The organism is Vitiosangium sp. GDMCC 1.1324 (assembly GCF_003044305.1).
Classification (GTDB): Bacteria; Myxococcota; Myxococcia; order Myxococcales; family Myxococcaceae; genus Archangium.
The window spans coordinates 79,681-101,020 of the sequence record NZ_PZOX01000015.1; the positions used below are offsets into that span (position 1 = coordinate 79,681).

A 21,340-nucleotide genomic window follows, 5' to 3' on the forward strand; every position below is an offset into this window, starting at 1 on the left:
GGCGGGCAGAGGGTTGGGGAAAGCGTGCGCCAGCGCGCCATGGCCCGTGTCTGTGTTTCGAGCAGGCCACCATGACCCGCACCTGGGAGGAGCACCGTGTCATCACGCTCGAACCTCGAAGCCTCGTCGCCACATCGCTTCCGCCGCCTCATGGGAGCCCTGGGGCTCCTGCTGCTGATTGCCTGCGGGGGCTCCGAGGCGAACCCACAGGCGTTCGGCCCTGAAGCCCCGGGAGTCTCCCGTGCGGCGCTGGCGACGACCATCACGGTCGACACCGCATCGGACGCGGGCGCCGTCAACCCGTTCTCCTGGGCCGTCGGCGCTCCTGACAAGTACGTGGGCCATTGGCCCGGCAACGCGGCCCTCAAGCAGCGAATCAGCGACGCGAAGGTGAAGCTCGTCCGCGTCGGCGTCACGCAGTGGGGGCTGTACAACGGGCAGGACGTCTACCCGGCCCACAACACGTGGAACTGGACGACCCTCGACGCGCTGCTGAACACCATCTGGGACGCCGGGGCCGAGCCGCTCATCGTCGTGTGCGGCTTCCCTGGAGGCGTCAACAAGACGCTCGATGCGGACAAGGTCATCCTCTCCGCCGACTGGGCCGAGTACGGCACCTTCATGGCGGGCCTCGTGCAGCGCTACAACGTCGACCAGGCGCTGGGGGCCGCGAAGCGCGTCCGGTACTTCGAGATGTGGAACGAGTCCACCAATGAGTGGGACGGGAAGTTCGCGTCGAAGGCGGACTACAACACCTTCTTCACCACCGTCGCCTCGGCCATGCGCGCCAAGGACTCGACGCTCAAGCTCATCGGTCCGGCGGACTCGCACTCGGGAGATCTGGACAAGGGGCCCACCGATAGCTGGCTGTCCAATGCGGCGAAGAACCTGGAAGCGAACCTGGACATCCTGAGCTGGCACAACTACGGCCCCCAGGCCAGCGACACGTCCGTGACGGATGGCCAGCGCATGGCCTGGACACCGCCGAACTACCGGGACGATGTCATCAAGGTGAAGAACGGCGGCCTCAACGGCGTCCTCACCGGCCCTTCGGGCAAGAAGTTCGGCGCGGCCATCACCGAGTACAACATCGCCCAGGGAGACTTCGCGGCCTTCAACGCGAAGTACCACAGCGAGGTCAACGCGACGTGGACGGCCAGCGCCATCATCAACGCGATGAAGGCGGACATCGACATCTTCAGCTTCTACAACCTCGCCGAGGCCGGACAGAACCACCTGGGCCTGCTGAACACCACGGACTTCGCGCCGCACAAGCCGTACTTCACGCTGTTCCTCTTCGGCAACTACACGGGCAACCAGAAGCTGACCAGCACGGGCGGAACGGCCAACCTCGAGGCCTTCGCCAGCAAGGCCACCGCGACGGGAAGGACGTACGTCACCGTGGTGAACAAGGACACGGCGGGGAACGCGTATGACGTCACCGTCTCGCTCGCCGGAATCTCCAGCGCCACCGGCACCGTGAACGTGCGCACCGTCAACGCGGCTACGACGGCGAACCCTACGGCGTACACGACGGTTGCGTACGCGGGCTCCGCTTTCACCTACACCGTGCCGCCGTACCACGTCGTGTCGTTCGAGGTCATCCCCGCCACCGGTGGAGGCGTGCTGTTCCAGTCCGGCTTCGAGAGCGCCGACACCCAGCCGACGTGGCTGGACACGCTGGAGGCCAGCCAGAACGTCACCGCCAATACGTGGGCGACGCAGGTGGAGTGCTCGCCCCGTCAGGAGTCGCCGCACACGGGCCTTGCCACGCTCATGTACTCGGGCAAGGACACCAGCGAGACGGTGTCCTACGCCAATGCGCGTGTCTTCGACGTGAACATCCCCATCACCGCCGCCACGAAGCTGAGCTACTGGATTCATCCGCAGCAGGACAACGCCCGGTACGTCGCGGTGGACTTCGTCTGCACCGACGGCTCGACGCTCCGGGACAGCGGCGCCTCGGACCTCAATGGCTTCAGCATGCACGCCCATGCGGGCCATGGCAGGGCGATTCCGCTGAACACCTGGACGCAGATTCGCAGCAACGTGGGCCAGTGGCTGAACGGGAAGACGATCGACCGCATCCTCGTGAGCTACGACCGGCCCGCCAGCACGGGGGACTACCGGGGGTTCATCGACGACATCGTCATCACCAACGGCGCCCTGCCATAGGTCCGGCGCCCGTTGAGCCACGCATGGCGGGGCACCCGCACTGACGCTCACCGTGCAATGCGGGGAGACGGGCCGTGACTCCCGGACACGCGGTCGCATGGCGCACTTGCGAGTGGCGGGAAATTGGAGCACGAGGGGCCGGCCGTGATTGTCCGTCCCCGCCCTGGCTCCCTCCGTCTGCTGTTCGTCGTGCGCGGCACCATCCTGCCTCGCGTGCTGCCGCACGTGCTGGTCATCGCGGGGCTCTCCTGCCTCGTCGTCTGGACGCTCCAACGAGGGCTCCTGCGGCTGCCCGTCACCTCGCCCGCGCCCCTGTCCCTGCTCGGCATCGCCCTGTCCATCTTCCTCGGGTTCCGGAACAACGCCTGCTACGACCGCTGGTGGGAGGCCCGGAAGCAGTTGGGCGCGCTGCTCATCGAGCTGCGTGCGTTCTCCCACGCGGCCATCGCGCTGCTGGACGACGGGCGCGCCGAGCTGCCCGTCGTGGGACGCGAGACGGCGCGGCGGCTCGTCCACCGCAACATCGCCTTCGCGCACGCGCTCGCCGCGCACCTGCGCGGGCACGACGCCCGGGAGGACATCTCCCGCTTCGTGTCCGAGCCGGAGCGCTCGCGCGTGCTCGCCAGCGGGAACCGGCCGAACGCCCTGCTGCGCGAGCAGGAGCGGGAGCTGGCCACGCTGCGGCGGGAGGGCCGGCTCTCCGACATCCCCTGGGGCGCGCTGAGCGAGCGGGTGCACGGGCTGATGAGCGTGTTCACCGCCTGCGAGCGCATCCGCAACACCCCGGTGCCCTTCGCCTACACCGTCCTGCTCCACCGCACCGCGTACCTCTTCTGCCTGCTGCTGCCCTTCGGCCTCGCCGAGGCGATGGGTTGGTTTGCGCCGGTGCTCGCGGCAATGATTGCCTATACCTTCTTCGGCCTGGACCTGCTGAGTGACGAGCTGGAGGAGCCCTTCGGGGATGCCCCCAACGACTTGCCCCTGCTCGCGCTCGCCCGCACAGGGGAAATCAACCTGCTGGAAGCCCTGGGTGAACCGCAGCCCGAGCCGCTGCGCCCCCAGGACTTCATCCTCAAGTAGGTGCCACCGCCGCCCGCCGCGCCGGGTACTGAAGCATGAGGCGGGTTCAGTTCATGTCCCAGCGCGCGGCGATCTCCTCGCACGCCAGCTGCACGTCTCCCAGCCGGCGCTGCTGCGCCTTGGGCGCCACGAACACCTTGCCGGAGAACACGTCGAAGACGCGCACCAGCCGGTGGTCCACCTCTCCCCGCTGCTTCAGGTTCTGCTCGGCGAAGAGCTGGAGCACCGTGGCGATGTACTGGCCGGAGGCCTCGTCCAGCGGCGTGTGCTTGGAGAAGTAGAGCTTGAGCAGCCCCGAGCGCATCACCCCGTGGCGATCCACGCTGCGCAGCAGCAGCTCCGGCCGTACAGTGATGGACACCCCGGCGAGTGCCAGCGGCGGGAGCCCCTCGTCCACGGGGCTGGCCACCGCGTGCGTCAGTGCCAGCTCGCCCGAGGCCTTCAGGAAGTGCTGGAGGGCCTCGGCGCACAGGGCGAGCCGGTGGGCGTCGAAGTCCGATTCGGGGATGGCGTTGAGCAACCGGCGCTGGTGGTAGCGCAGGATGGCCTCGTCCCGGTCGCCGCAGAGGAACTCGATGATGGCCTGGGCGGCCTCTGGGTAGCGCAGATACTTGGGATCACACGGGTGCTTCTGCGCGTGGATGATGCGCTTGCGCAGCGCGGGACGCGCGGTGAGGTACTGGCCGAGCTTGTTGACCGAGACGCACGGATTCTCACGGATTTCAGTCACGGAAGACCCCTCGTTGCCGGTGTTGGTCATGAACCCACACTACCGTTCGGGTCTGACATGCCCGGCCCGGAGGGACGTCCCCGACGCGCCCCCTGGGACAGAGGGGAAGTACGCGGAGGACCCACCCCCTTGGGTCACCCCGTGAGCCGCTACCGCCGCGGCGTCCCACGCTCACCCTCACCCATGCCTCGGGAAGGAGTGAGCAGGTGGCCCTCATCGACTACAGCGACCACGAGAAGGCCGAGCTCCTGGTGGGCTGGCTGCGGAAGCGGTTGCGGCTGGAGCATCCCGAGCGGCCCGCCGCCATGCAGTCCGCATGAGGACACGGTGAGGCCCGGTGACAGGGCTCACGCCTCGTCGGGACCACCGACGTTACTTCGAAGTGCGATGGCGCCTCGGCGACTCGTGCCGAGATGCCTTCATGGTGCGCGCGGTGCCCGCGGTGACGGCTCTGAGCTCGTCGAGCGCCATTCGGACGTGTTGCGACAGGTCGCGCGGCTCGGTGCCCGTCACCCAGCGCTCGAACGCCACCTTGAAGACGGCGATCCCCGCCTCGGCGGTCAGACTCGCGGCGGGCTCGGCGACGCCGCGCTTGCGAAGTGCGTGCGCAACGGCCGATGCGAGCGACGCGAGCTTGATCAACTCGCGTTCTCGAAGCTCCGCGTGAGCCACGACGAGGGCGTGCCGTGCCTGGACGTAGCTCTCGTCACGATGCTGTTGGAGCGAGGCTGCGGCGGCTTCGAGTGCGGCAGCGACTGCGTCGAGCGGTGCGGTCTCCTTGGGGGCGTCGGTGGTGGTGTCCGCGATGAGCTTCTGGAGGTCGCTCGAGCCTGAGAACAACACCTCGCGCTTGTCGGTGAAGTAGCGGAAGAAGGTGCGCTCCGTGAGCCCCGCGCGCGCGGCGATCTCCTCCACCGTCGTTCGAACGTATCCGCGCTCTTGAAAGAGCTCCATCGCGGCCTGCTCGAGCCGTCCGCGTGCGTTGGGTTCCCAGCGTGCCATCGGCTCCAAGTGTACCTGATTGCAGGGACTGACATCACGTGTTACAGATGATGTCAGAACCTGACATCAGGAGGTTTGCCATGCGCGTCTTCGTCACCGGAGCAACCGGTTTCATCGGCTCGGCGGTCGTCCCTGAACTCCTCGGCGCGGGCCATCAGGTCGTCGGGCTTGCTCGCTCGGATGCCGCGGCCAAGGCCCTCGCGGAGGCCGGAGCCGAGGTGCATCGTGGTTCGCTCGACGATCTCGACAGCCTTCGCGCCGGCGTGGCGAAGTCGGACGGGGTCATCCACCTCGCGTTCGTCCACGACTTTTCGCAGTACGAGGCGGCGCTGCGCACCGATACGCTCGCCATCGAGAACCTCGGCGCCGCGCTCGAGGGCTCCGATCGACCGCTCGTCATCGCCTCGGGCATGTTGGGGGCCACCGAGACCGACGCGGCGCCCGCCAGCTCGCCGCGCAGCCGTTCGGAAGAGACGGCGCTGGCGCTGGCCGCGCGCCGCGTGCGCGCGTCCATCGTGCGGCTCCCGCCGACGGTCCACGGCAAGGGCGATCACGGCTTCGTGCCGCGCCTCATCACCATCGCGCGCGCGAAGGGCGTCGCCGCGTACGTCGGAGATGGCGCGAATCGTTGGCCTGCCGTGCACCGGTTCGACGCGGCGCGCCTCTTCCGGCTCGCGCTCGAGCGCGCACCGGCGGGCACGAGACTCCACGCTGTCGCCGACGAGGGCGTGCCCACCCGCGACATCGCGAGCGTCATCGGTCGTCGGCTCGGCGTGCCGGTCGTCTCGAAGTCGCCCGAAGAGGCGAACGAGCACTTCGGCTTCTTGGGATGGATCTTCGCGCGCGATATCCCGGCATCGGCGGAGCGTACGCGCGAACAGTTCGGCTGGCGCCCCGTCGAGCCCGGGCTCATCGCCGACCTCGACGGCGATCACTACTTCGCGGCAGCCACGCGACCAGAGGCTCCATGAACGCGATGAAGGAAGAAGCAGCCTGAAGTTGGATCTCGTCGCATCGGGTGCCCGGCGGGCGCGCGCGGTCGCCCGCCGAAGCCGCGCCCGCCCGTGGGATTCGAACGCTGCCGGCTCACGGCTGGTACGGCTGCGTGTCGAACGCGCCTCCGTAGTACAACCCGACCTTCAGGTTCGACTCGGTCCCCCACAGCCCGCAATTGGAGGCCGTGCCGTACACGTTCCCCGTGAAGTCGGTGTACGCGCAGAAGTTGTTGGCGACGTTGTGCAGACGGATGGGGAAAGCCGCGTCGAAGCCGCCCTGGTCGTACCTCTCGAGCTTCCAGCGTTGCTTGTCGCTGCCGTCGCACGGGTCGGTGACGACGGTCCAGGGGCCGATGAGGATACCGGACTGGCTCAGGCACTCGCCGTTCGAGAGGTTGCGGAACCCGAAGGCGTCGCCGTCGGCGAACATCTGCCATTGCTGGAGCGGGTCGGCGGGCTCGCACGTGCTCGTCGAGTGGACCTTGTCGTCACTGGCGAGCAGGCAACGGTTGTTCGTCTTGTAGCGGATGACGACGAAGCCCGGGGCGTTGTCACAGGCATCGCCGATGCCGTCGCCATCGACGTCGGCCTGGTCGGTGTTCGGAAGGTCGGGGCAGTTGTCGTCGGCATCGACGATGGTGTCATGGTCGACGTCGGACCTCTCGCAGCCGGTCACGGCTGAAACCGGGCAGATACCGCCGTGACAGCTCCAGTCCGGGAAGTCATAGGCGATCTTCGCGCTCGACGGGGCGCACTCCATCCCTTCCAGAGAATCTGCCGAGCATGCCGCCTCGAAGCTGCCGCCGCCGCGCTTCTTGTTCTTGATCATGACGCGCGAAGTCAACGTGCCGGTGAAATCGCCTGACACCGTGACGGTCCCGCCCTCGTTACCATTGCCGCTGAAGTCGGTGTCCTGGCTCAGCTGGCCGTCGACCACGAGGTTGAACGTCCGCGCGACCGTCGTTCCGTTCTCCTCCACGTCGACGGTGACGGCGTGAGCGCAGGCGTCGAAGGTGAACTTGCTGACCGCGCGCAGGCCGTTGAGGCTCACGTTCCAGGCGACGCTCCCGGTGTCGCACTGCGCCGACCAGTTGCCGGTGGCCCCCGGGTTCTCGCAATCGTTCATCTTGCACTTGATCTCGTCCTGCCAGAGCGCGAAGGCGCGCACCAGCGCTCCGTTGGACCAGGGCAGCACCGGGGTGCAGCTTGACTTGCAGTTCTCGCTCTCGACCACGTAGCTGGCCTCGTCCGTGCCCGTCGACCACGCGATGCGGACGAGGTTGAACCCGCAGTTGGGCACGGCGATCTGGCGGTTCGCGTCGAGCCGGTTCGGGCAGTCGCCCCCGTTCCAGTCCGGGGCCGTGCCGTCGGTCGTGAAACAGACCACCGGCTCGTCGTCGAGGTTGATGACTGAGATCCGCGAGCCGGCCTCGGGGAGGGTGGTGGCGCTGGGGGGATCGAAGTGCTGCGTGGGGAGCGCGATCCCGCTGCTCCCACAGTTGCAACTCGCGAGGGTCAAGCAAAGGATCGCGGACGCGATGCGATTGTTCATGTTCGGACACTATTATCTAGGTGCCGCCGAACTTGCACCGATTCTTCCGGCGGGCGGCCGGCGCGTTCCCCCAAGCAGGTGAGGAGGATGTGAGCGTGGCGCTCGAGGCAGCGGCCAGCAAGGAGCCGCTGAAGGAGAGGACGCCGCGAGTGGACCGGCAGAGCTGCTGCGCAGGACATTCGCAGTGGGCGCGAGTGAGACTGGAGCAACGCGTTATCGATGACACCGCAGATGGACGAGGTGCCTCGGCGGATGTGGATTGCCCATGACAGGTGCGAGCCTGGCTCACAGGGCGGGGCAGGGCGCTACACACTGGGGCGGATGGGAGACACCATGTGGCCGGGCAGGGAGCCTTCGCGCGCGAGCCGCCGTCGGTAGCGCAGGTGGCGCAGGCGCGTGAGGTGCACCAGCGGTGACCACACCGCGTGCGTGAGCCGGTGGCGGATGAGGAAGCGCCACAGGAAGTTGCTGCGCTTGTAGAGCAGGGACATGGCCAGATATGGCAGCACGGCGCTCGCCTGGCGGGGACGTCGGGCCCAGATGGAACGCAGCGAGAAGAGCCGCCGGTAGATCCACGCGTAGCCCGCTTCCAGCTCCTCGGGGCTCATGTGATTGGGGCGGAAGACGCAGTGGGCGGTGTCGTAGAGCGACCAGTCCTGATGCAGCAGGCGTCCCTCGGCCTCCATGCGCCGGAACAGCGGCGTGTTTGGGTAGGGCGTGAGGATGTGGAAGGTGGCGCACTCGATGCGGTTCTCCTCGATCCAGCGCACCAGGTGCTCGAAGGCGTCCGGCCGGTCGTGGTCGAAGCCCAGCACGAAGCTGCCGTTCACCTGGATGCCGTTGCGGTGGAACACCTCCACCCGGCGCGCGTAGTCCTCGGCGCGCGGGCTCTTCTTGCCGGCGGCGCGGATGTTGTCGTCGGTGAGGCTCTCGAAGCCGATGAAGACACCCGTGCACCCGGCCAGTGCCATCTCGCGCACCAGCGAGGGCTCGTCCGTCACGTCGAGCGTGACGGCGGCGCTCCAGATCTTCTCCAGCGGGGCCAGCGCCTGGCAGAGCTCGCGCAGGTAGCGGCGGCTCGAGCCCAGGTTGTTGTCCACGAAGACGCCGTACGGCGCGCCCGTGGCCTGGAACTCGGCGGCCACCTGCTCGGGAGAGCGCATCTGGTACTTGATGCGCGTGTCGCCCGTGGCGAGGTAGCAGAAGTCACACCGGTTGTGGCAGCCCTGGGTGGCGATGAGCGAGGCGGGGGTGAGGAAGCCATACTCGGGGAGGATCTTCCGGTCGGGCGGAGGGTCGGCCGCGTAGTCGCGGTACTCGGCGCTGTAGCGCGGCTGGAGCTCGCCGCGCTCGATGTCCTTCAGGATGCGAGGCCAGACGGGGACTCCGTTGCCCATGCAGAGGGCGTCCGCGTGGGCCTGGACCTCGTCCGGACAGGAGAGGGCGTGCAGGCCGCCCAGCACGACGATGCAGCCGTGGGCCTTGAACCAGGCGGCGAGCTCGTAGGCGCGCCTGGCGAAGGTGAGGTGGACGGTGATGCCGACCACCTGGGGCACCTCGTCCATGGGCGGCGGGCCCTGCAGGAGGTTCTCGTCCCAGTAGCGCAGGCGCCACTCGGGAGGCGTGGCCCCGGCGAGGCTGGTGAGGGCCAGGGTGGGGGTGAGCACGTGCTTGCCAAAGCTGGCGTTCACGTCCTTCGGGTAGAAGGAATTCACCAGCAGCGCCGTGCGAGGCATGGGGCTCCCCGGCCGTGCCGGAGGGAGTGTCGGGGCTACCTGCATCGGGTCCGCTCGGCGCTTCATGGGCCACAACCGCATCCGCATCCTCCATCGTGGTGACGTGGTGGAAATTACGCACGGCGGCAGGAAAGGCCCGGGCGGCGCGGATGAACGGTCGGAAGACGCGGGCAAGCGGTCGTGGCCCTCTGCACAGGCCGGGCGCACAACTCAGGCGGCTCCCTCAGCAGCCCTCCTCGGCTCCTCCGCTCTTGCCCTCGCCTTCAACAGGGCCTCCATCCCTCCCTCCGATATTTCTCCCTCCTCGCACCGTCCTGCGAAGCTGGGACCATGGAACGCTTCGTCGAGGTCGCCGAGGGAGTCTCGCTCTGGGTCGAATCACGAGGGCCGGAGGAGGCGCCCGCCGTTCTGCTCATCATGGGATCCACCGTCTCGGGACTGGTCTGGCCCGACGAACTCGTGGATGCCCTGGCCCGGAAGCACCGGGTCATCCGCTATGACCACCGGGACGCCGGAGCGTCCACCTGGGCTTTCGACAGGGTCCCCTACTCCGCGACCCGGATGGCCGAGGACGCACTGGCCATCCTCGATGCGCTCGGCATCGAGCGCGCGCACGTCGTGGGCCTGTCGTTGGGAGGCATTCTGGTGCAGTGGCTCCTGGTCGAGCATCCCGAGCGGCTGCTCAGCGCGACGGTCATCGGGGCGCCCGCCCTCGAAGGCGCGCCCGCCCGTGCCAACGTAACGGCGCGAGCCCCCATAGACCCCGGCCTGTACGAGTTCTGGCGCCACATGTTCGAGCCTCGTGACCGCGAGGCGCAGATCGAATGGAGGGTCGAGCACTGGCGCAGGCTCAACGGCGAGGCGATTGCCTTCGATGCCGAGGAGTTCCGTGCTCTCGAGCGGCGCATCATCGCCCACGCCGGCCGTCACGACACCTCGGATGCCCATGCGCGGGCCGGCTCCACAGGACTGGCTCGTGGGGCGGAACTCGCTCACGTCACCGTGCCCACGCTCGTCATCGCCACACCGGAGGATCCCACCAATCCCGAGTCCAACTCGCGGTTCCTGGCGGAGACCCTGCCGCGCTCGACCCTGGTGACGATCGACGGGATGGGGCACGCGATTCCACGTGCCGTCGTGCCCCCGCTCGCGGCGGCGCTCCTGAGCCACATCGAGACCGTGGACCGCCGTTGAGCGTGACGGACTTCGACCGCTGCCGGAGATGATCTACTTCTCGATGGTTGTCATATGTCGCGAAGGTGGAGGAGAGCCCTCAGGTGGGAGCGGAGCCGAAGGCTGCGGGTTGTGCGAGCACGTCCAGTAGGCCCGGGGCGAGCGCCTTCTGGAGCGTGCTCGCGCTGCTGGCCGTGGCCTGCGTACGCCGCCGCGAGTCCCCGCGTTGACCCCCAGGGTATGAGCCCTTGAGGTCGCGCCGTCTGGCCTGAGAGTATGCGCGCCATGCTTCAGTCGGATCCTTCCAGCCCTCAGCTCCAGGGCGCGCGCTGCGCCGAACACGTCGACCGCCCTGCCAGCGTCATCTGCACCCGGTGCGGCAGCTATGCCTGTGAGCTGTGTCGCAACGAGGGGCCCGACGGCCTGGAATACTGCAACCGCTGCAGCTCCACGGTGTCCACCGTGCTCGCGGAGCCGGGTATCCGCCTCGCCGCCCACGTCGTGGACCGTCTCGTCGTGTTCAGCCCCATGTTCGTCACAGGATTCATCGGTGTCGTGGTGGCGCTGGTGTCGAAGAGCAAGGATGTGATGCCGGTCATCCTCACCTTCACGATACTCGGATTGCTGGGGAGCCTCGGCATGATCGGCTATCAGCTCTACCTGATGACCAGGACCGGCCAGAGTATTGGCAAGCGAATGATGCGCATCAAGGTGGTCCGCACCGACGGGAGCCCGGCCGACATCGGCCGCGTCATCCTCCTGCGCAACGTCGTGCCGGAGGCCATCGGCTTCTTCATCGGCATCTTCGCCATCATCGACGCGCTCTTCATCTTCTTCAACGCCGAGCGCCGGACCCTCCATGACCAGCTCGCCGACACCAAGGTCATCAAGGTGAACGAGCACGCCGGCTGAGGAGTGTGCCCGTTCCTGGAGGGCGCCAGCGTCAGCGCTGAGCAAACGAGCCGCTTCCCGTTTAGAGCGTCGCGTCGTCACCGCAAGTACGCGGTCGCCTGGAAGGTCGCGACCTGTCGCTCCTCCGAATCGAGCACGCGCACTTCGTACGTGGCCAGCTTCCGCCCGCGCGAGATCTCGCGGGCTCGAGCCTCCAGGGGGCCGTCGCCTGCGGCGACCAGGTAGGTGATGTTGGCCTGGATGCCGATGGCCGTTTGGCCATGGGAGTTGCAGGCCGTGGCGAAGGCGATGTCGGCCAGCGCGAAGAGCAAGGCACCGTGCGTCGTCCCGAGCCCGTTCAGCCGACGTGAGGATGTGGGAAGGCGGACACGGGCGGCCCCTGGACTGATTTCCACCAGCTCGATCCCCAGCTCGCGCGCGAGGAGATCCTTCTCGAAATAGTCCCTGCCGCTTGCATGTGATTCCATGGTCCGCAGGATGGCTCGCACGGGGCGGCTCGCCCAGAGGGCCGACGGACGAAGACCATGGCAAAACGGCCAACATCCGAGCGGATCGCCCACGTCGGCATCTGCCTCTATCCAGGTGTCTGGGGCTCGAGCGCGAGCCTCGCCAGGGACGTCCTCCACATCGCGTCGGTCATCGCGCGGGCGCGACCCGGCAGTGGCGGCATCGAGGTCCGGTTCCTGGGCGCGCGGTCGGGAGACGTGCCTACGGCAAGTGGGATGGCGATTCGCGCGGAGGAGCGCTGGGACCGCACGGACGTGGACGTGATCATCCTTCCGTCGAGGGCGGTCCACTTCCTGGTGCCCGAGGGGCATCCGCCGGGATTGGCGGACTGGATCACCCGACAACATGCCCGAGGATGCTCGGTGCTCGCGATGACCACGGGGAGCTGGCTGCTCGCGGAGACAGGTCTGCTCCAGGGCCACACGGCTACGACCCACTGGGCCTGCCTGGACCGCTGCCGGCGCCAGTATCCGGGGGTCGATTGGACGAGCGACCTGCGCCTCGCAGTCACGGGGCGGATCGTGACCGCGCGCGACATGAGTGCGTCCGCAGTGGCGCTCTGCCACGTGGTCGGCCGCGCGCTGACCGTCCCCATCGCCGAGCGCACGTACCAGTACTCGCTCATCTATGAGCCCGGTTCCGAAGCGTTGCCCCTCCTCCACACCATTCCCCTCCGCGATCACGGAGACGCCCAGGTTCTGGAGGTGCAGGAATGGCTCGAGGCACGCTACGGCCAGCCCATCTCCGCGAAGGAAGCTGCCCGCCTGGTGCACATGAGCCCGCGCAACCTGCGGCGACGCTTCCTCGAAGCCACCGGGCGCACCCTGTCGGCGTACCTCACCGACATCCGGTTGGCGCGGGCGCGAGCGCTGCTGCTCTCCAGCAACGAAGCCGTCTCCCAGATCGCCCACCGAGTGGGATACGAGGATCCATCCACGTTCACCGCGCTCTTCAAGCAGCACCACGGACAGACGCCGAGCGCCTATCGGAAGTCCTCCGCGGGCACCGCGGACTGACTGTCACACTATCGCGCGCGTCGTGGTTCAGCAGATGGGCTTGCCCCAGTTTTGGGAACACACCTGAAAAGGGCGCGAGGGTGAAACCGTTCGGTTTGGCGTGAAACCGGAGGGTTTCAGGGAGGACCCGCAATGCCGCCGCCTCCCCTGGCGCCCGCGGGTGGTTGCGAGGGAAAGCGTTGATTTTCCAGGTGAACAGCAGCCCGCGCCCGCGAGGCCGTCGAGCGGCATTCGGGTTGCAGTGAGGTGTCGTCACGGGGCGGCAACCCAGCCGGCCACGTCAATCGGCGGTCACCGTCGACTCGAAAGGAACCTCACCATGAGCACCATCTACAGCCTTACCTCCAAGCTGTATCGCGTCATCGCCAACAACCCCTCGGTGACGACGCTGAACTTCACCAACAACATCGAGATCGACACCACGGAGCAGGCCTCCTCTCCGGGGTTCGGCACGAGGATGTTCCTGGCCAACCTCTCGAGCAACACCCTCGTCGCGATGGCCCAGCTCGCCGACACCGCGCTCGCCGTCGGCGGGCAGACGACGATTCAGTACCAGGTCGTCACGTCGGGTACGTCACCCTCGGGCAACCCCACCTACGTGGCGCAGATCGTCTCCTTCGCCTACAACGGCAAGGTCATCGAGGCCACCTGAGCGCAGTCAATCCAATCACCGGCCGCGCCTGCTTGGCGCGGCTGTGTGTCCCTCGAGGGGCTCACTCGCCCAGGCTGCGGGTCGAGAAGACATCGTCGGAGATGGTCGCGTTCACCTTCCAGCTCTTGCGGACGAGCTTTGTCCAATTGCCCTGGGTGTTGTTGACCATCTTGAGCTCGGTCGGGCTGCAGACGTTTCCCTCGCAGGTGTAATTAGAGCGGGTCTCGGTCTTGATGTTCGTGCCCGCCGCGTTGAAATACCGGAGCTCGCTCGGCAAGGTCTTGTCCTTGTTCACCGTGAACTGGATCTTCGAGTACGTCGTCGTCTGGCCGGCCTTGGGCGTGGCGATGAGCTTCCACTGCGTCGGCGTCTCCGAGGCGATCTGCGCGGTGTAGGCGCCGCTGTACGACGTCGTGGCCATGTCGTCCTGGCTGAAGGCGAGGCCGAGGAATCCCTGATCGCTGACGTGGCTGTCGATGCGCCGGACCTTCCCAAAGGCAGGCAAGAAGACATACATCTGCGTCGGAGATAGGATCAGGACCTTGGTCCCCTTCATGTCCGCGGGGGCGAGGAACTCGCCGAGCCTTTTATCCCCCTTGAGCTTGACCGTCACCTCCATCTTCCGCTCCGCCTTGCCGGGCTCCTGGTTGATGACGTCGTACTCGAAGGTCAGGGTCTTGGCTCGGTTCATGGCCGCGTCCATGGCGGCGAGTACCTTGTCGCCCGCCGCGTCAGCGCGGGCCGTGCCGCTCGCGGTGAGGGTCGCCGCGACAAGTGCCCCGAAGGAGACTGCCATCCATTTCATCATCACTGCTCCTCGCTTGTTAGCGCATCACGTCCCGCGGATTCGATCTTCGCCGCCACGTTCGCCTTGTGCGCGAGCAGCTTTTACGGAGCGCTACCCGCGGAAGGTGTTGCACCCTCGGGGGTTGGGAGGGGGACTGAAGGGGACGGTGCTCGCATGAGCGCCTCCCGGAACCTGCCCTCCTTGGCCGCCACGCATACCGTGAACCCGTCCAGCACGCCGCACGTGACGCTCGGGCCCAGACGCTGGAACACCGCCAGCTTGGGCTCGTCGACCACGTAGAGGCTGTCTTCCGCGAGGCGGCCGCTCTCGATGTCGGCTCGAAGCGCCGTGCAGACCGCTTCGATCTGCTTCTCGTCGAGGCGGGCCGGATAGCCGCTGTTCGTCGTCAACCCCTTGCGGTAGGCGAGATCGCCGAAGCTCACGTAGGCGCCCTCCGCGAAGGTATTTTCGACGCACGGAACAGTCGAGCCATTGACGGCAGGGGGGAACAGGACGATGTGCCGGTAGAATGGGTCTACGCTCTCCCACTCCTGCGCCCGGAGTCGTGGCCACGGCTTTCCCCGGAAGCGGGCCCTCTCCCACACATCTGGAGTGTCCACGGCCTGGATGAGCACGGCGAACAGAATCATGCCAGTGGCCACGCCAGGGCGCTGCCGCCACCGCCACACGACGAGCGCGATGAGCCCCGTCAGCACTGCGTAGTGAAGTGGCCAGATGAAACGGCCCGAGGAGCGGAAGGGCTCGAACAGCGGCAGGAGTGGCCCCATCAGCTTGCGCATCGTCAGCACGGTCCGGCCAGCCGCGGTCATCACCGACGACCCCGCCAGGACCGCCAGGAGGACCACCATGATCACCAAAGGCAGGCGGGCCTTCACCTCCGCCTTCGCCTGGGGCCACCACCTCGAGGGTTTCCAGAGTATCATCCCCGCGAGAGCCAGGACGCCCGTGCCGAGGAATCCGAAGCCCTCGTACTGCCCCGGCCCGGTAGGCAGGCCCGGCAACATGCGCGACCAGCCCATCGGGTTGATGAGTGTCAGCAGGTCGGCGCTGTAGAAGCCGAAGCCGCTCGCTCCGGAGCTCACTCCCTGCCCCACGTAGCCGAAAGCGGCGAAGATCACCCCCACCGCCAGACTGCCCCCGGCGAACGACGCTCCCGCCGAGCGCCAGGACAGGTACTGCTCCCGCACCGTGGCGAAGAGCAACGCCAGCGTGAGCGCGAAGACCATCACCTCCAGGTACGGATGCACGCCCGCGGCGAGCACATTGAGCAGCAGCGCCCACCCCAGAGCGCCCCATGCCGCCCGTGCGTCCTCGCGAGGGCGTAGGTAGAGCCAGAACATCGCGGTGAGCATCCAGTGGGCACAGAGGGTGTCGTGACCGGTGCGGTTGAGCAGTACGGGCGCGAGCACAAACAGGGCCGCCCCCAACAGGCGCTGCGACGCCCGGGGAGTGAACAGACCCATGAGCTTGACGCCCATCCACCCCTGGAGCGCGAAGCACAGACCGAGCCATGGCCCGATGAACTGGAAGTCCTGGGGCAGCCAGTGGGAGAGGGGTCTGAGCGCGAGCGACACCCACGGGTTCGAGTCGGAGAACCCCACCGTCATGACGTGCGGGTACAGGAGGCCGGGCGTCCTGCCCAGCGGAAATCCCCAGGGCGCATGACGGAAGTGGAGCCAGCCGAGCACATGCTCCGCCAGATCTCCCCCGCCCAGCCAATCCAGGTTCGTGGGGTCGAGCGTCGGTCCCCCACCTACCGCGAGGAACCAGAGCACCCCGAGTGCTGCTCCGAACCACGGCAGCAACCGCTCTTGGCGACCAGCAACCGCGCCCACGCGAGGAGCGCTCATGGCGGGTTCCCGAAGGCCGGCATGGCCACGTACCTGGCTGCTGTCATTCTCACCCGCACCTGCTCCCATTCTGGTGCGGGCTCCATACACTCTGCGCCGCATCACCGCCAGCCCTACGCGAGCAGCCGAGAGGGCGATAGGGTATCCGAGAGGTCAGGTCACGGGCATGGGACTGGAGGTACCTGACGGCACCCGACGGGGTGCGCGCCATGTTGGAGCACCTGGAACTGCCTCGCCCCTGAGGGGAGCGCGGCGTGAGCGGGCGTGTGCCCAAAGAGGGCTGCACGGCCTCTGCACCGGCCTGGCGCACAGCTCGGCGGCACCCGTCCGCAGCCCTCCTTGGCCCCTCTGCTCCAGCCCTCACCCGCTCTACAGGCCTCCCATTCGTCCTTCTGTGAAGCGGCCCCCCGAATCAGGTACCTCGCCCTGTCTCACTCTCAACAACAGACATTCTCACCCAATACTTTCCTGGTCCTCAGCGTGGGTGGCGTTTTCGTCAGCATCACCACCCTCTCGCCGAGACTGGCCTGCATCGGAGGTTCCTGGAGGCCGAGACCCGGCGGAAGGCGCCCACCGCTGCGCGGGTCAGGGCGGAGGACGTGTGAACGGACTACTGGTAGAGCACCGGCCACTTGTCCCGGCCCTGGCCGTTGAGCTTCACCAGGCAGGAACCCGCGGCCGTCATACAGTAGTTGGGCGCGGTGAGGACGATGTGATGGAAGGCATCCGCATCATCCTTCAGCTGCCGCCGCTGACACGACCAATGGGAGCATGCCGTGTTGTAGTACGGAGCGCCGAAGCGCCGTCCCTCCACGCAGGTGATGCCTGCCGTGGTGACGTAGGTGTCCTCGCGGTGCGCCCAGTCGGTGGAGGCGGGAGAGGTGGTGAAGGCGCCCGGCGAGCCCTCGTAGTAGCGCAGCAGGAGCATGGGCTCGGTGCTGGTGGAGCCATCGTCGGGCAGCATGCGGCGCTCAAGGATGTTCGCCAGGGCGTACCACTGGCGCTGATTGCTGCCCTGCTCGAAGGTCAACCACATGCCCCATCCATCCGCGATGTACTCGGGAGCCAGGAAGTAGTTGCGGCGCCACGGGTTGTTGGGCGCGTCGTTATCGGGCATGGCCATCCACGCCACCTCGAAGCGCTTCGTCTCGCCGCCCTGGACGCAGGCCGAGTTGGGAGCGAATGCGTTCGGGTCGTTCCAGGTGCAGGGGGGCGTGTCCCGCTGGTTCGGGTTCCACTGGTACATCTCGAAGGCGTTGGAGACGAAGGCCCGCTCGGATGAGAAGGAAGACGAGAGGGTTTGCAGGTTGGTCCAGGTGTGGATGTTGGTGAAGCCCGAGTCCCAGAAGTTGATGGTGCCGGTGGAGCCGGGAGCGCTCAAGGCGGTCCACCCATAGACGGAGGGTGTGCTCGGCGTTGGCACAGTTGACGAAGCCCACCTGGAAGTTGAAGGAGGAGCCACTTTGCACATAGCTCTTGTCCGAGACGAGGACGAGGTAGCTCTTCCCATTGACATTCTCTCCCTGGCAGAGCTGCTGTGTGGTCCCTGTCAGGGGCGCGGCCGACGCCGTGGTGGGAGGAGAGGGGCGCGGGTCTGTCGTGCCCTGGCTTCCACAGGCGGTGGTGGCGAGCAGGGCCAGGAGCCCCCAGCGCTGTCTGAACTGTCTCTGCACGTGTGTCCTCCTGTCGGTTCGCGAGCCCTGGACGGGAGGTCCTGGGAGAGTCACGAGGTGATGTCTCGCTTGGGCGCGGGCGAGTGTACAGGCGGAGGCTGCCGGAGGAGACGGTGCTGTACGAGGAGGCTACGTGCCCTACCGGCAGTGGATGCTGGCTACGCCATAGATCGTTCCTTCCAGCGGTCGTAGCGCGAGAGAAGAAGGTCCACCCCGCGGTACATGTTCGGCTGGGCGTGTGTCTTCCGATAGCCGGCCAGTGCGATTCGAATCACCTGGCGGTCCACATCGACACCGGCTCCCACCAGGGAGAACGTGAGGTCCGGGTCGATAAGCCGCTTCTCGAGGAGATAGCCAATCTGGTTGAGGAAGCGCTGCCTCCACAGCGCTCCCGAGGCGATGGCGCGCAGTTCCTGGTCCTGTGCGTCGTGGAGTTCCTTCTTGTAGCGCTCCGCAAGGGGGCCGAACTCCTCGCGCGCGACGTCCACCTCCAGCGAGGTGTGCGTCAGTCCGAAGTGCTTTTCGACCCTCTCCATGTCCTCCCGGGACTTGCGTGAGGCCTCCGAGAAGTACTGTTCGTAGATCTTCCAGTACATGTCGACGAGGCGTCTGCGCCGTGTCTCCCGGAGCGTGAAGACGCCAATCCCGATGGCCAGCAGCCCGAGGGTCTTCAGGGCCAGGTCCAAGATCTGAAGCTGATACGGAGTCATCTCCGAGCTCCCGGGCCGCATCGCCTCGCCCCCACACCCTGGGCATGGATGAATAGGTGCCTGGAGGTGGCGCTGGAATCACCCTCGGGGGCGAGCCGGGGCCCGGTGTTTGAACATCAGGGCTCCCTCAAGCGGGGGGCAGAGCCGAAGCCGGAAGAGGCGAACCCGCCTCCTGAGGCAGCGACGGGAGAGGAGCTGAAGAAGAAGCGGACGGCGCGGGTGGGCTTACCCCAGTTACGGCTCTTTCGCAGTTTGTGTGAATCCTGAGCGCATGCGGTTGTCTGCGCCAGGGCGGGCCGCCTGCTCGCTGCATCCGAACCACATGAAGTGCGGGAGAGCCACGAAATCGGAGCAGGCTCAAGATGCGTCAGCCCCGTCAGTTCCTCGTGCTTGGAGCCCATCCTCCCGAGCACGACCTTGCCGGACAGTCAGCCCAGTGCCAAGCAAGCGGCCAGCGAGATCACTTCTTCCCTAGCCAGTAGGCAGGGCGTCGAGAGCGCATCGCCGCCTCCAAGAACTCCGCGAAGGAACTGGCAACTGACCCGCAGTACTCCGGGTTCGGCCACGCCTCATGGTAGCCGTCCATGAGGGGGTAGCGGCCATTCTCCTGTCGGCTCACATCCACCAGGACGTAATCCCCGTCCTGTACGTCGCAGAGGGTGTACATCGAAGCGGGACCGTGCTCGTCATCATCGTTTCGCTCTCCGAAGATGGCCACCCGCGCCCGGACGATCTCTGACAGGGGGAGAATCTGGTAAGGCGAATCCGGCAGCCGCTCAATCAGCTCAGCCCCGTTGCAGTGCAGGTAGAAGGCCCGCTGCTCCGGATCCAACCGCCACCCCACCCGCCGCTCGAACTCCTCGATCTCCTCGGGTGTGGCGGGGGGGTACGGGAAGTGCTCGCGGGAGACCTCTTCGAGCAGGCTGCTCATGGGGGTGGCCATCGTCAGTTGTCCGTGTAGGGCAGATTGGGGCCCACTGTATTCCAAGGAGCCTTGCCGTCGTAGCAGGCAGGGTACTGCTCGGTGTGCACATCGTGAACGTCCGGCTGCGCGGGGAAGATGTTGTTGGGGTCCACCGGGTCGCCGCCATGCCAGAGGTCCCGGATGTGGTGGCCGGGCCATGACTTGCCTTTTTCGACGGGCCACTCCCCGAACCGTTCACTCCAGCTCTTTCGGAAGGATTTCATCACGTTCTTCCACCCTTGGCGCGCGACCTCGTTCTCCGCCTTCGTCCGCGTGGGGAACTTGCAGCAGCAGTGATAGATGCCGTAGCGGCTCCCGGCATCAACATCCACGGGTAAGAGGATGATGCTTCCCTCCCAGTCGAACTTGAGGTCGGCCAGCCACATGCAGCCCATGAGCGGGTAGCCCTCACCAGCGCACTCCATCTGGCACTGGTTGATGAATTCCTGGCGGCACTGCCAGGGACCGTAGAAGAGGGTCGTCTTCATCCGCCCGCCCGGCACCGTCAGCCACGGCAGTTCCTTCTTCACAGCGGGCTTGGCCCCAGGTGATGGCGTGGGTTTGGTCCCGAGGGAACCACTCGCTTCGTTGATGGAGCCGCACCCGGCGAAGAGCATCAGCAGTACCACCGTCCAGCCCAGCTTCATGGGAATCTCCGTGGTGATGGCCACCCCCTGGCGGTACATGCACCTGGGGAAGGGAGAGAAGCACCGCGCCATCCAAATGCTGGAGGAGGGGCGGGGAGAGTCTCCGGCTTGGAGACATTCTGGAGACGAGCAGGAGCCTGAAAACACCAAGGCCGGAAACCGCTGAGCTTCCAGCAGCTTCCGGCCCCGATTGAAGTGTCCCCGACGGGATTCGAACCCGTCGGGGAGGAGTACTCCGAATCCGCGAGCCGTGGTCGTGCCCGGAACGGGATTACCACTGCGCGGGGTCGGCGTCGGCGAAGGTCGTGCCCGCGCCGATCTCGTCAAACCAGATGCTGCGCGTCCCCTGGCTGCCCTGCATGTACCCGCTGTCGTGCCAGCCGTTCGCGTAGAGGCCCACGCGGAACTGGAAGTACCGGTCGTCGGCGACGGTGGTGTTCAGGTTGTACTGCTCGAGGACCTTGGTGCCGTCAAACCAGAGCTTGTAGAAGCCGGTGCCGTCGCTCGCCCACTTCGCCTGGATCACGATCTTGTGCCACTCACCCGCGGTGACGGTGGCGAGGTTGCCGAACGTGACGGTCTTCTGGCTGCAGATCGTGCCCTGCTTGACGCGCGTGAAGAGCTGGTTGCCTTGCAGCCAGACCATGCTGGACGGCATGTAGTCGTCGCAGCCGGTGTCGGAGAAATCCGCGATGAACTGGGCGATGTTGTACGACTGAGGCTGGAACTGCCAGTCGGCCTGAAGCCGGAAGGCGAAGCCATAGAAGCCGGTGTCGCCACGGCGGTACACGTTGTTCTTCACGACCTCCGAGTGATAGCGGCCGGTGTACGAGGGGTCGTAGATCTGGGTCACCTTGATGGCGGTCGGGCCCTCGTAGGTGACATTCGTGACCTCGTTCACGGAACCGTTGTGCTCCTGGTTGATGGAGTTCCAGCCGGAGACCGTGCCGGTGTTGTGGAAGATGACAGCGGCCTCCGCAACCAGGGCGAACGTGAACAGAGATGCGCCGACCGCGACGCCGATATTTTTGATCTTCATTGAGCTCGGGGGGGTTGAGGGTGAACGGATACGGAGCCGAGTTCCGGCCGCAGTCGGGAGACGACCGATCTCGTAACCAGTAAATACTGGTTAAACGAAATATACAGGATTCTGCGCGT

The 21,340-nt window shown here is 66.6% G+C and carries 19 protein-coding genes; 7 read left to right on the forward strand and 12 right to left on the reverse strand.

All coding sequences use genetic code 11. From position 1 onward, the window contains the following. The first annotated feature begins 96 nt into the window (after nt 1–96). Nucleotides 97–2,175, forward strand: coding sequence for a hypothetical protein (locus DAT35_RS35595; protein ID WP_146210035.1), 2,079 nt, complete (start codon nt 97–99; stop codon nt 2,173–2,175). A 144-nt stretch (nt 2,176–2,319) separates the two neighbouring features. Continuing rightward, entirely contained in the window at nt 2,320–3,255 is a 936-nt protein-coding gene (locus tag DAT35_RS35600; RefSeq protein ID WP_108073694.1) for a bestrophin family protein, read from the forward strand. Nucleotides 3,256–3,301: 46 nt separating this feature from the next. Here DAT35_RS35600 and DAT35_RS35605 read toward each other — a convergent pair whose 3' ends face one another. Both DAT35_RS35605 and DAT35_RS35610 read right to left on the reverse strand, forming a co-directional pair. Further along, nucleotides 3,302–3,985, reverse strand: a complete 684-nt coding sequence (locus tag DAT35_RS35605; protein WP_108073927.1) for a hypothetical protein — start codon at nt 3,983–3,985, stop codon at nt 3,302–3,304. Between the two features lie 372 nt (nt 3,986–4,357). After that, nucleotides 4,358–4,987: a TetR family transcriptional regulator gene (locus DAT35_RS35610; protein WP_108073696.1), complete on the reverse strand. Its 630-nt coding sequence runs from the start codon at nt 4,985–4,987 to the stop codon at nt 4,358–4,360. Between the two features lie 80 nt (nt 4,988–5,067). Here DAT35_RS35610 and DAT35_RS35615 point away from each other — a divergent pair, with 80 nt between their 5' ends. Next, nucleotides 5,068–5,958 carry an SDR family oxidoreductase gene (locus DAT35_RS35615; protein WP_108073698.1) on the forward strand — a complete coding sequence of 297 codons (891 nt, stop codon included), beginning with the start codon at nt 5,068–5,070 and terminating at the stop codon, nt 5,956–5,958. A 115-nt stretch (nt 5,959–6,073) separates the two neighbouring features. Here DAT35_RS35615 and DAT35_RS35620 read toward each other — a convergent pair whose 3' ends face one another. Continuing rightward, complete coding sequence (locus tag DAT35_RS35620) at nt 6,074–7,534, reverse strand: RICIN domain-containing protein (protein ID WP_108073700.1); 1,461 nt, start codon at nt 7,532–7,534, stop codon at nt 6,074–6,076. A gap of 305 nt (nt 7,535–7,839) precedes the next feature. Further along, nucleotides 7,840–9,270, reverse strand: a complete 1,431-nt coding sequence (locus tag DAT35_RS35630) for a radical SAM protein (protein ID WP_146210036.1) — start codon at nt 9,268–9,270, stop codon at nt 7,840–7,842. A 330-nt stretch (nt 9,271–9,600) separates the two neighbouring features. On the opposite strand from DAT35_RS35630, the gene DAT35_RS35635 reads away from it, so the two are divergent. Then, entirely contained in the window at nt 9,601–10,464 is an 864-nt protein-coding gene (locus DAT35_RS35635) for an alpha/beta fold hydrolase (RefSeq protein ID WP_108073707.1), read from the forward strand. Nucleotides 10,465–10,728: 264 nt separating this feature from the next. Beyond that, nucleotides 10,729–11,355 (forward strand): RDD family protein, encoded by a 627-nt coding sequence (locus DAT35_RS35645; RefSeq protein ID WP_108073928.1) that lies wholly within the window; start codon nt 10,729–10,731, stop codon nt 11,353–11,355. A 77-nt stretch (nt 11,356–11,432) separates the two neighbouring features. Here DAT35_RS35645 and DAT35_RS35650 read toward each other — a convergent pair whose 3' ends face one another. Further along, complete coding sequence (locus DAT35_RS35650; protein ID WP_108073929.1) at nt 11,433–11,822, reverse strand: PaaI family thioesterase; 390 nt, start codon at nt 11,820–11,822, stop codon at nt 11,433–11,435. A gap of 57 nt (nt 11,823–11,879) precedes the next feature. On the opposite strand from DAT35_RS35650, the gene DAT35_RS35655 reads away from it, so the two are divergent. Then, entirely contained in the window at nt 11,880–12,878 is a 999-nt protein-coding gene (locus tag DAT35_RS35655) for a GlxA family transcriptional regulator (RefSeq protein WP_108073711.1), read from the forward strand. A 319-nt stretch (nt 12,879–13,197) separates the two neighbouring features. Continuing rightward, nucleotides 13,198–13,530 (forward strand): hypothetical protein, encoded by a 333-nt coding sequence (locus DAT35_RS35660; protein WP_108073714.1) that lies wholly within the window; start codon nt 13,198–13,200, stop codon nt 13,528–13,530. 61 nt (nt 13,531–13,591) lie between these two features. Here DAT35_RS35660 and DAT35_RS35665 read toward each other — a convergent pair whose 3' ends face one another. The 7 genes from DAT35_RS35665 to DAT35_RS35695 form a co-directional block, all read right to left on the reverse strand. Next, entirely contained in the window at nt 13,592–14,338 is a 747-nt protein-coding gene (locus DAT35_RS35665) for an outer membrane lipoprotein-sorting protein (RefSeq protein WP_108073717.1), read from the reverse strand. 80 nt (nt 14,339–14,418) lie between these two features. After that, nucleotides 14,419–16,188, reverse strand: coding sequence for a DUF6311 domain-containing protein (locus DAT35_RS35670; RefSeq protein WP_108073720.1), 1,770 nt, complete (start codon nt 16,186–16,188; stop codon nt 14,419–14,421). A gap of 610 nt (nt 16,189–16,798) precedes the next feature. Further along, nucleotides 16,799–17,569: a hypothetical protein gene (locus tag DAT35_RS35675; protein ID WP_108073723.1), complete on the reverse strand. Its 771-nt coding sequence runs from the start codon at nt 17,567–17,569 to the stop codon at nt 16,799–16,801. Nucleotides 17,570–18,019: 450 nt separating this feature from the next. Then, nucleotides 18,020–18,571: a hypothetical protein gene (locus DAT35_RS35680; RefSeq protein WP_108073726.1), complete on the reverse strand. Its 552-nt coding sequence runs from the start codon at nt 18,569–18,571 to the stop codon at nt 18,020–18,022. Between the two features lie 460 nt (nt 18,572–19,031). Then, a complete protein-coding gene (locus DAT35_RS35685; protein WP_108073728.1) occupies nt 19,032–19,514 on the reverse strand; it encodes an SMI1/KNR4 family protein in 483 nt (160 codons plus the stop codon). A 2-nt stretch (nt 19,515–19,516) separates the two neighbouring features. Beyond that, on the reverse strand, nt 19,517–20,182 hold the full coding sequence (locus DAT35_RS35690; protein ID WP_108073930.1) for a hypothetical protein: 666 nt from the start codon (nt 20,180–20,182) through the stop codon (nt 19,517–19,519). 271 nt (nt 20,183–20,453) lie between these two features. Continuing rightward, nucleotides 20,454–21,221, reverse strand: coding sequence for a polysaccharide lyase (locus tag DAT35_RS35695; RefSeq protein ID WP_108073731.1), 768 nt, complete (start codon nt 21,219–21,221; stop codon nt 20,454–20,456). Nucleotides 21,222–21,340 lie beyond the last annotated feature (119 nt).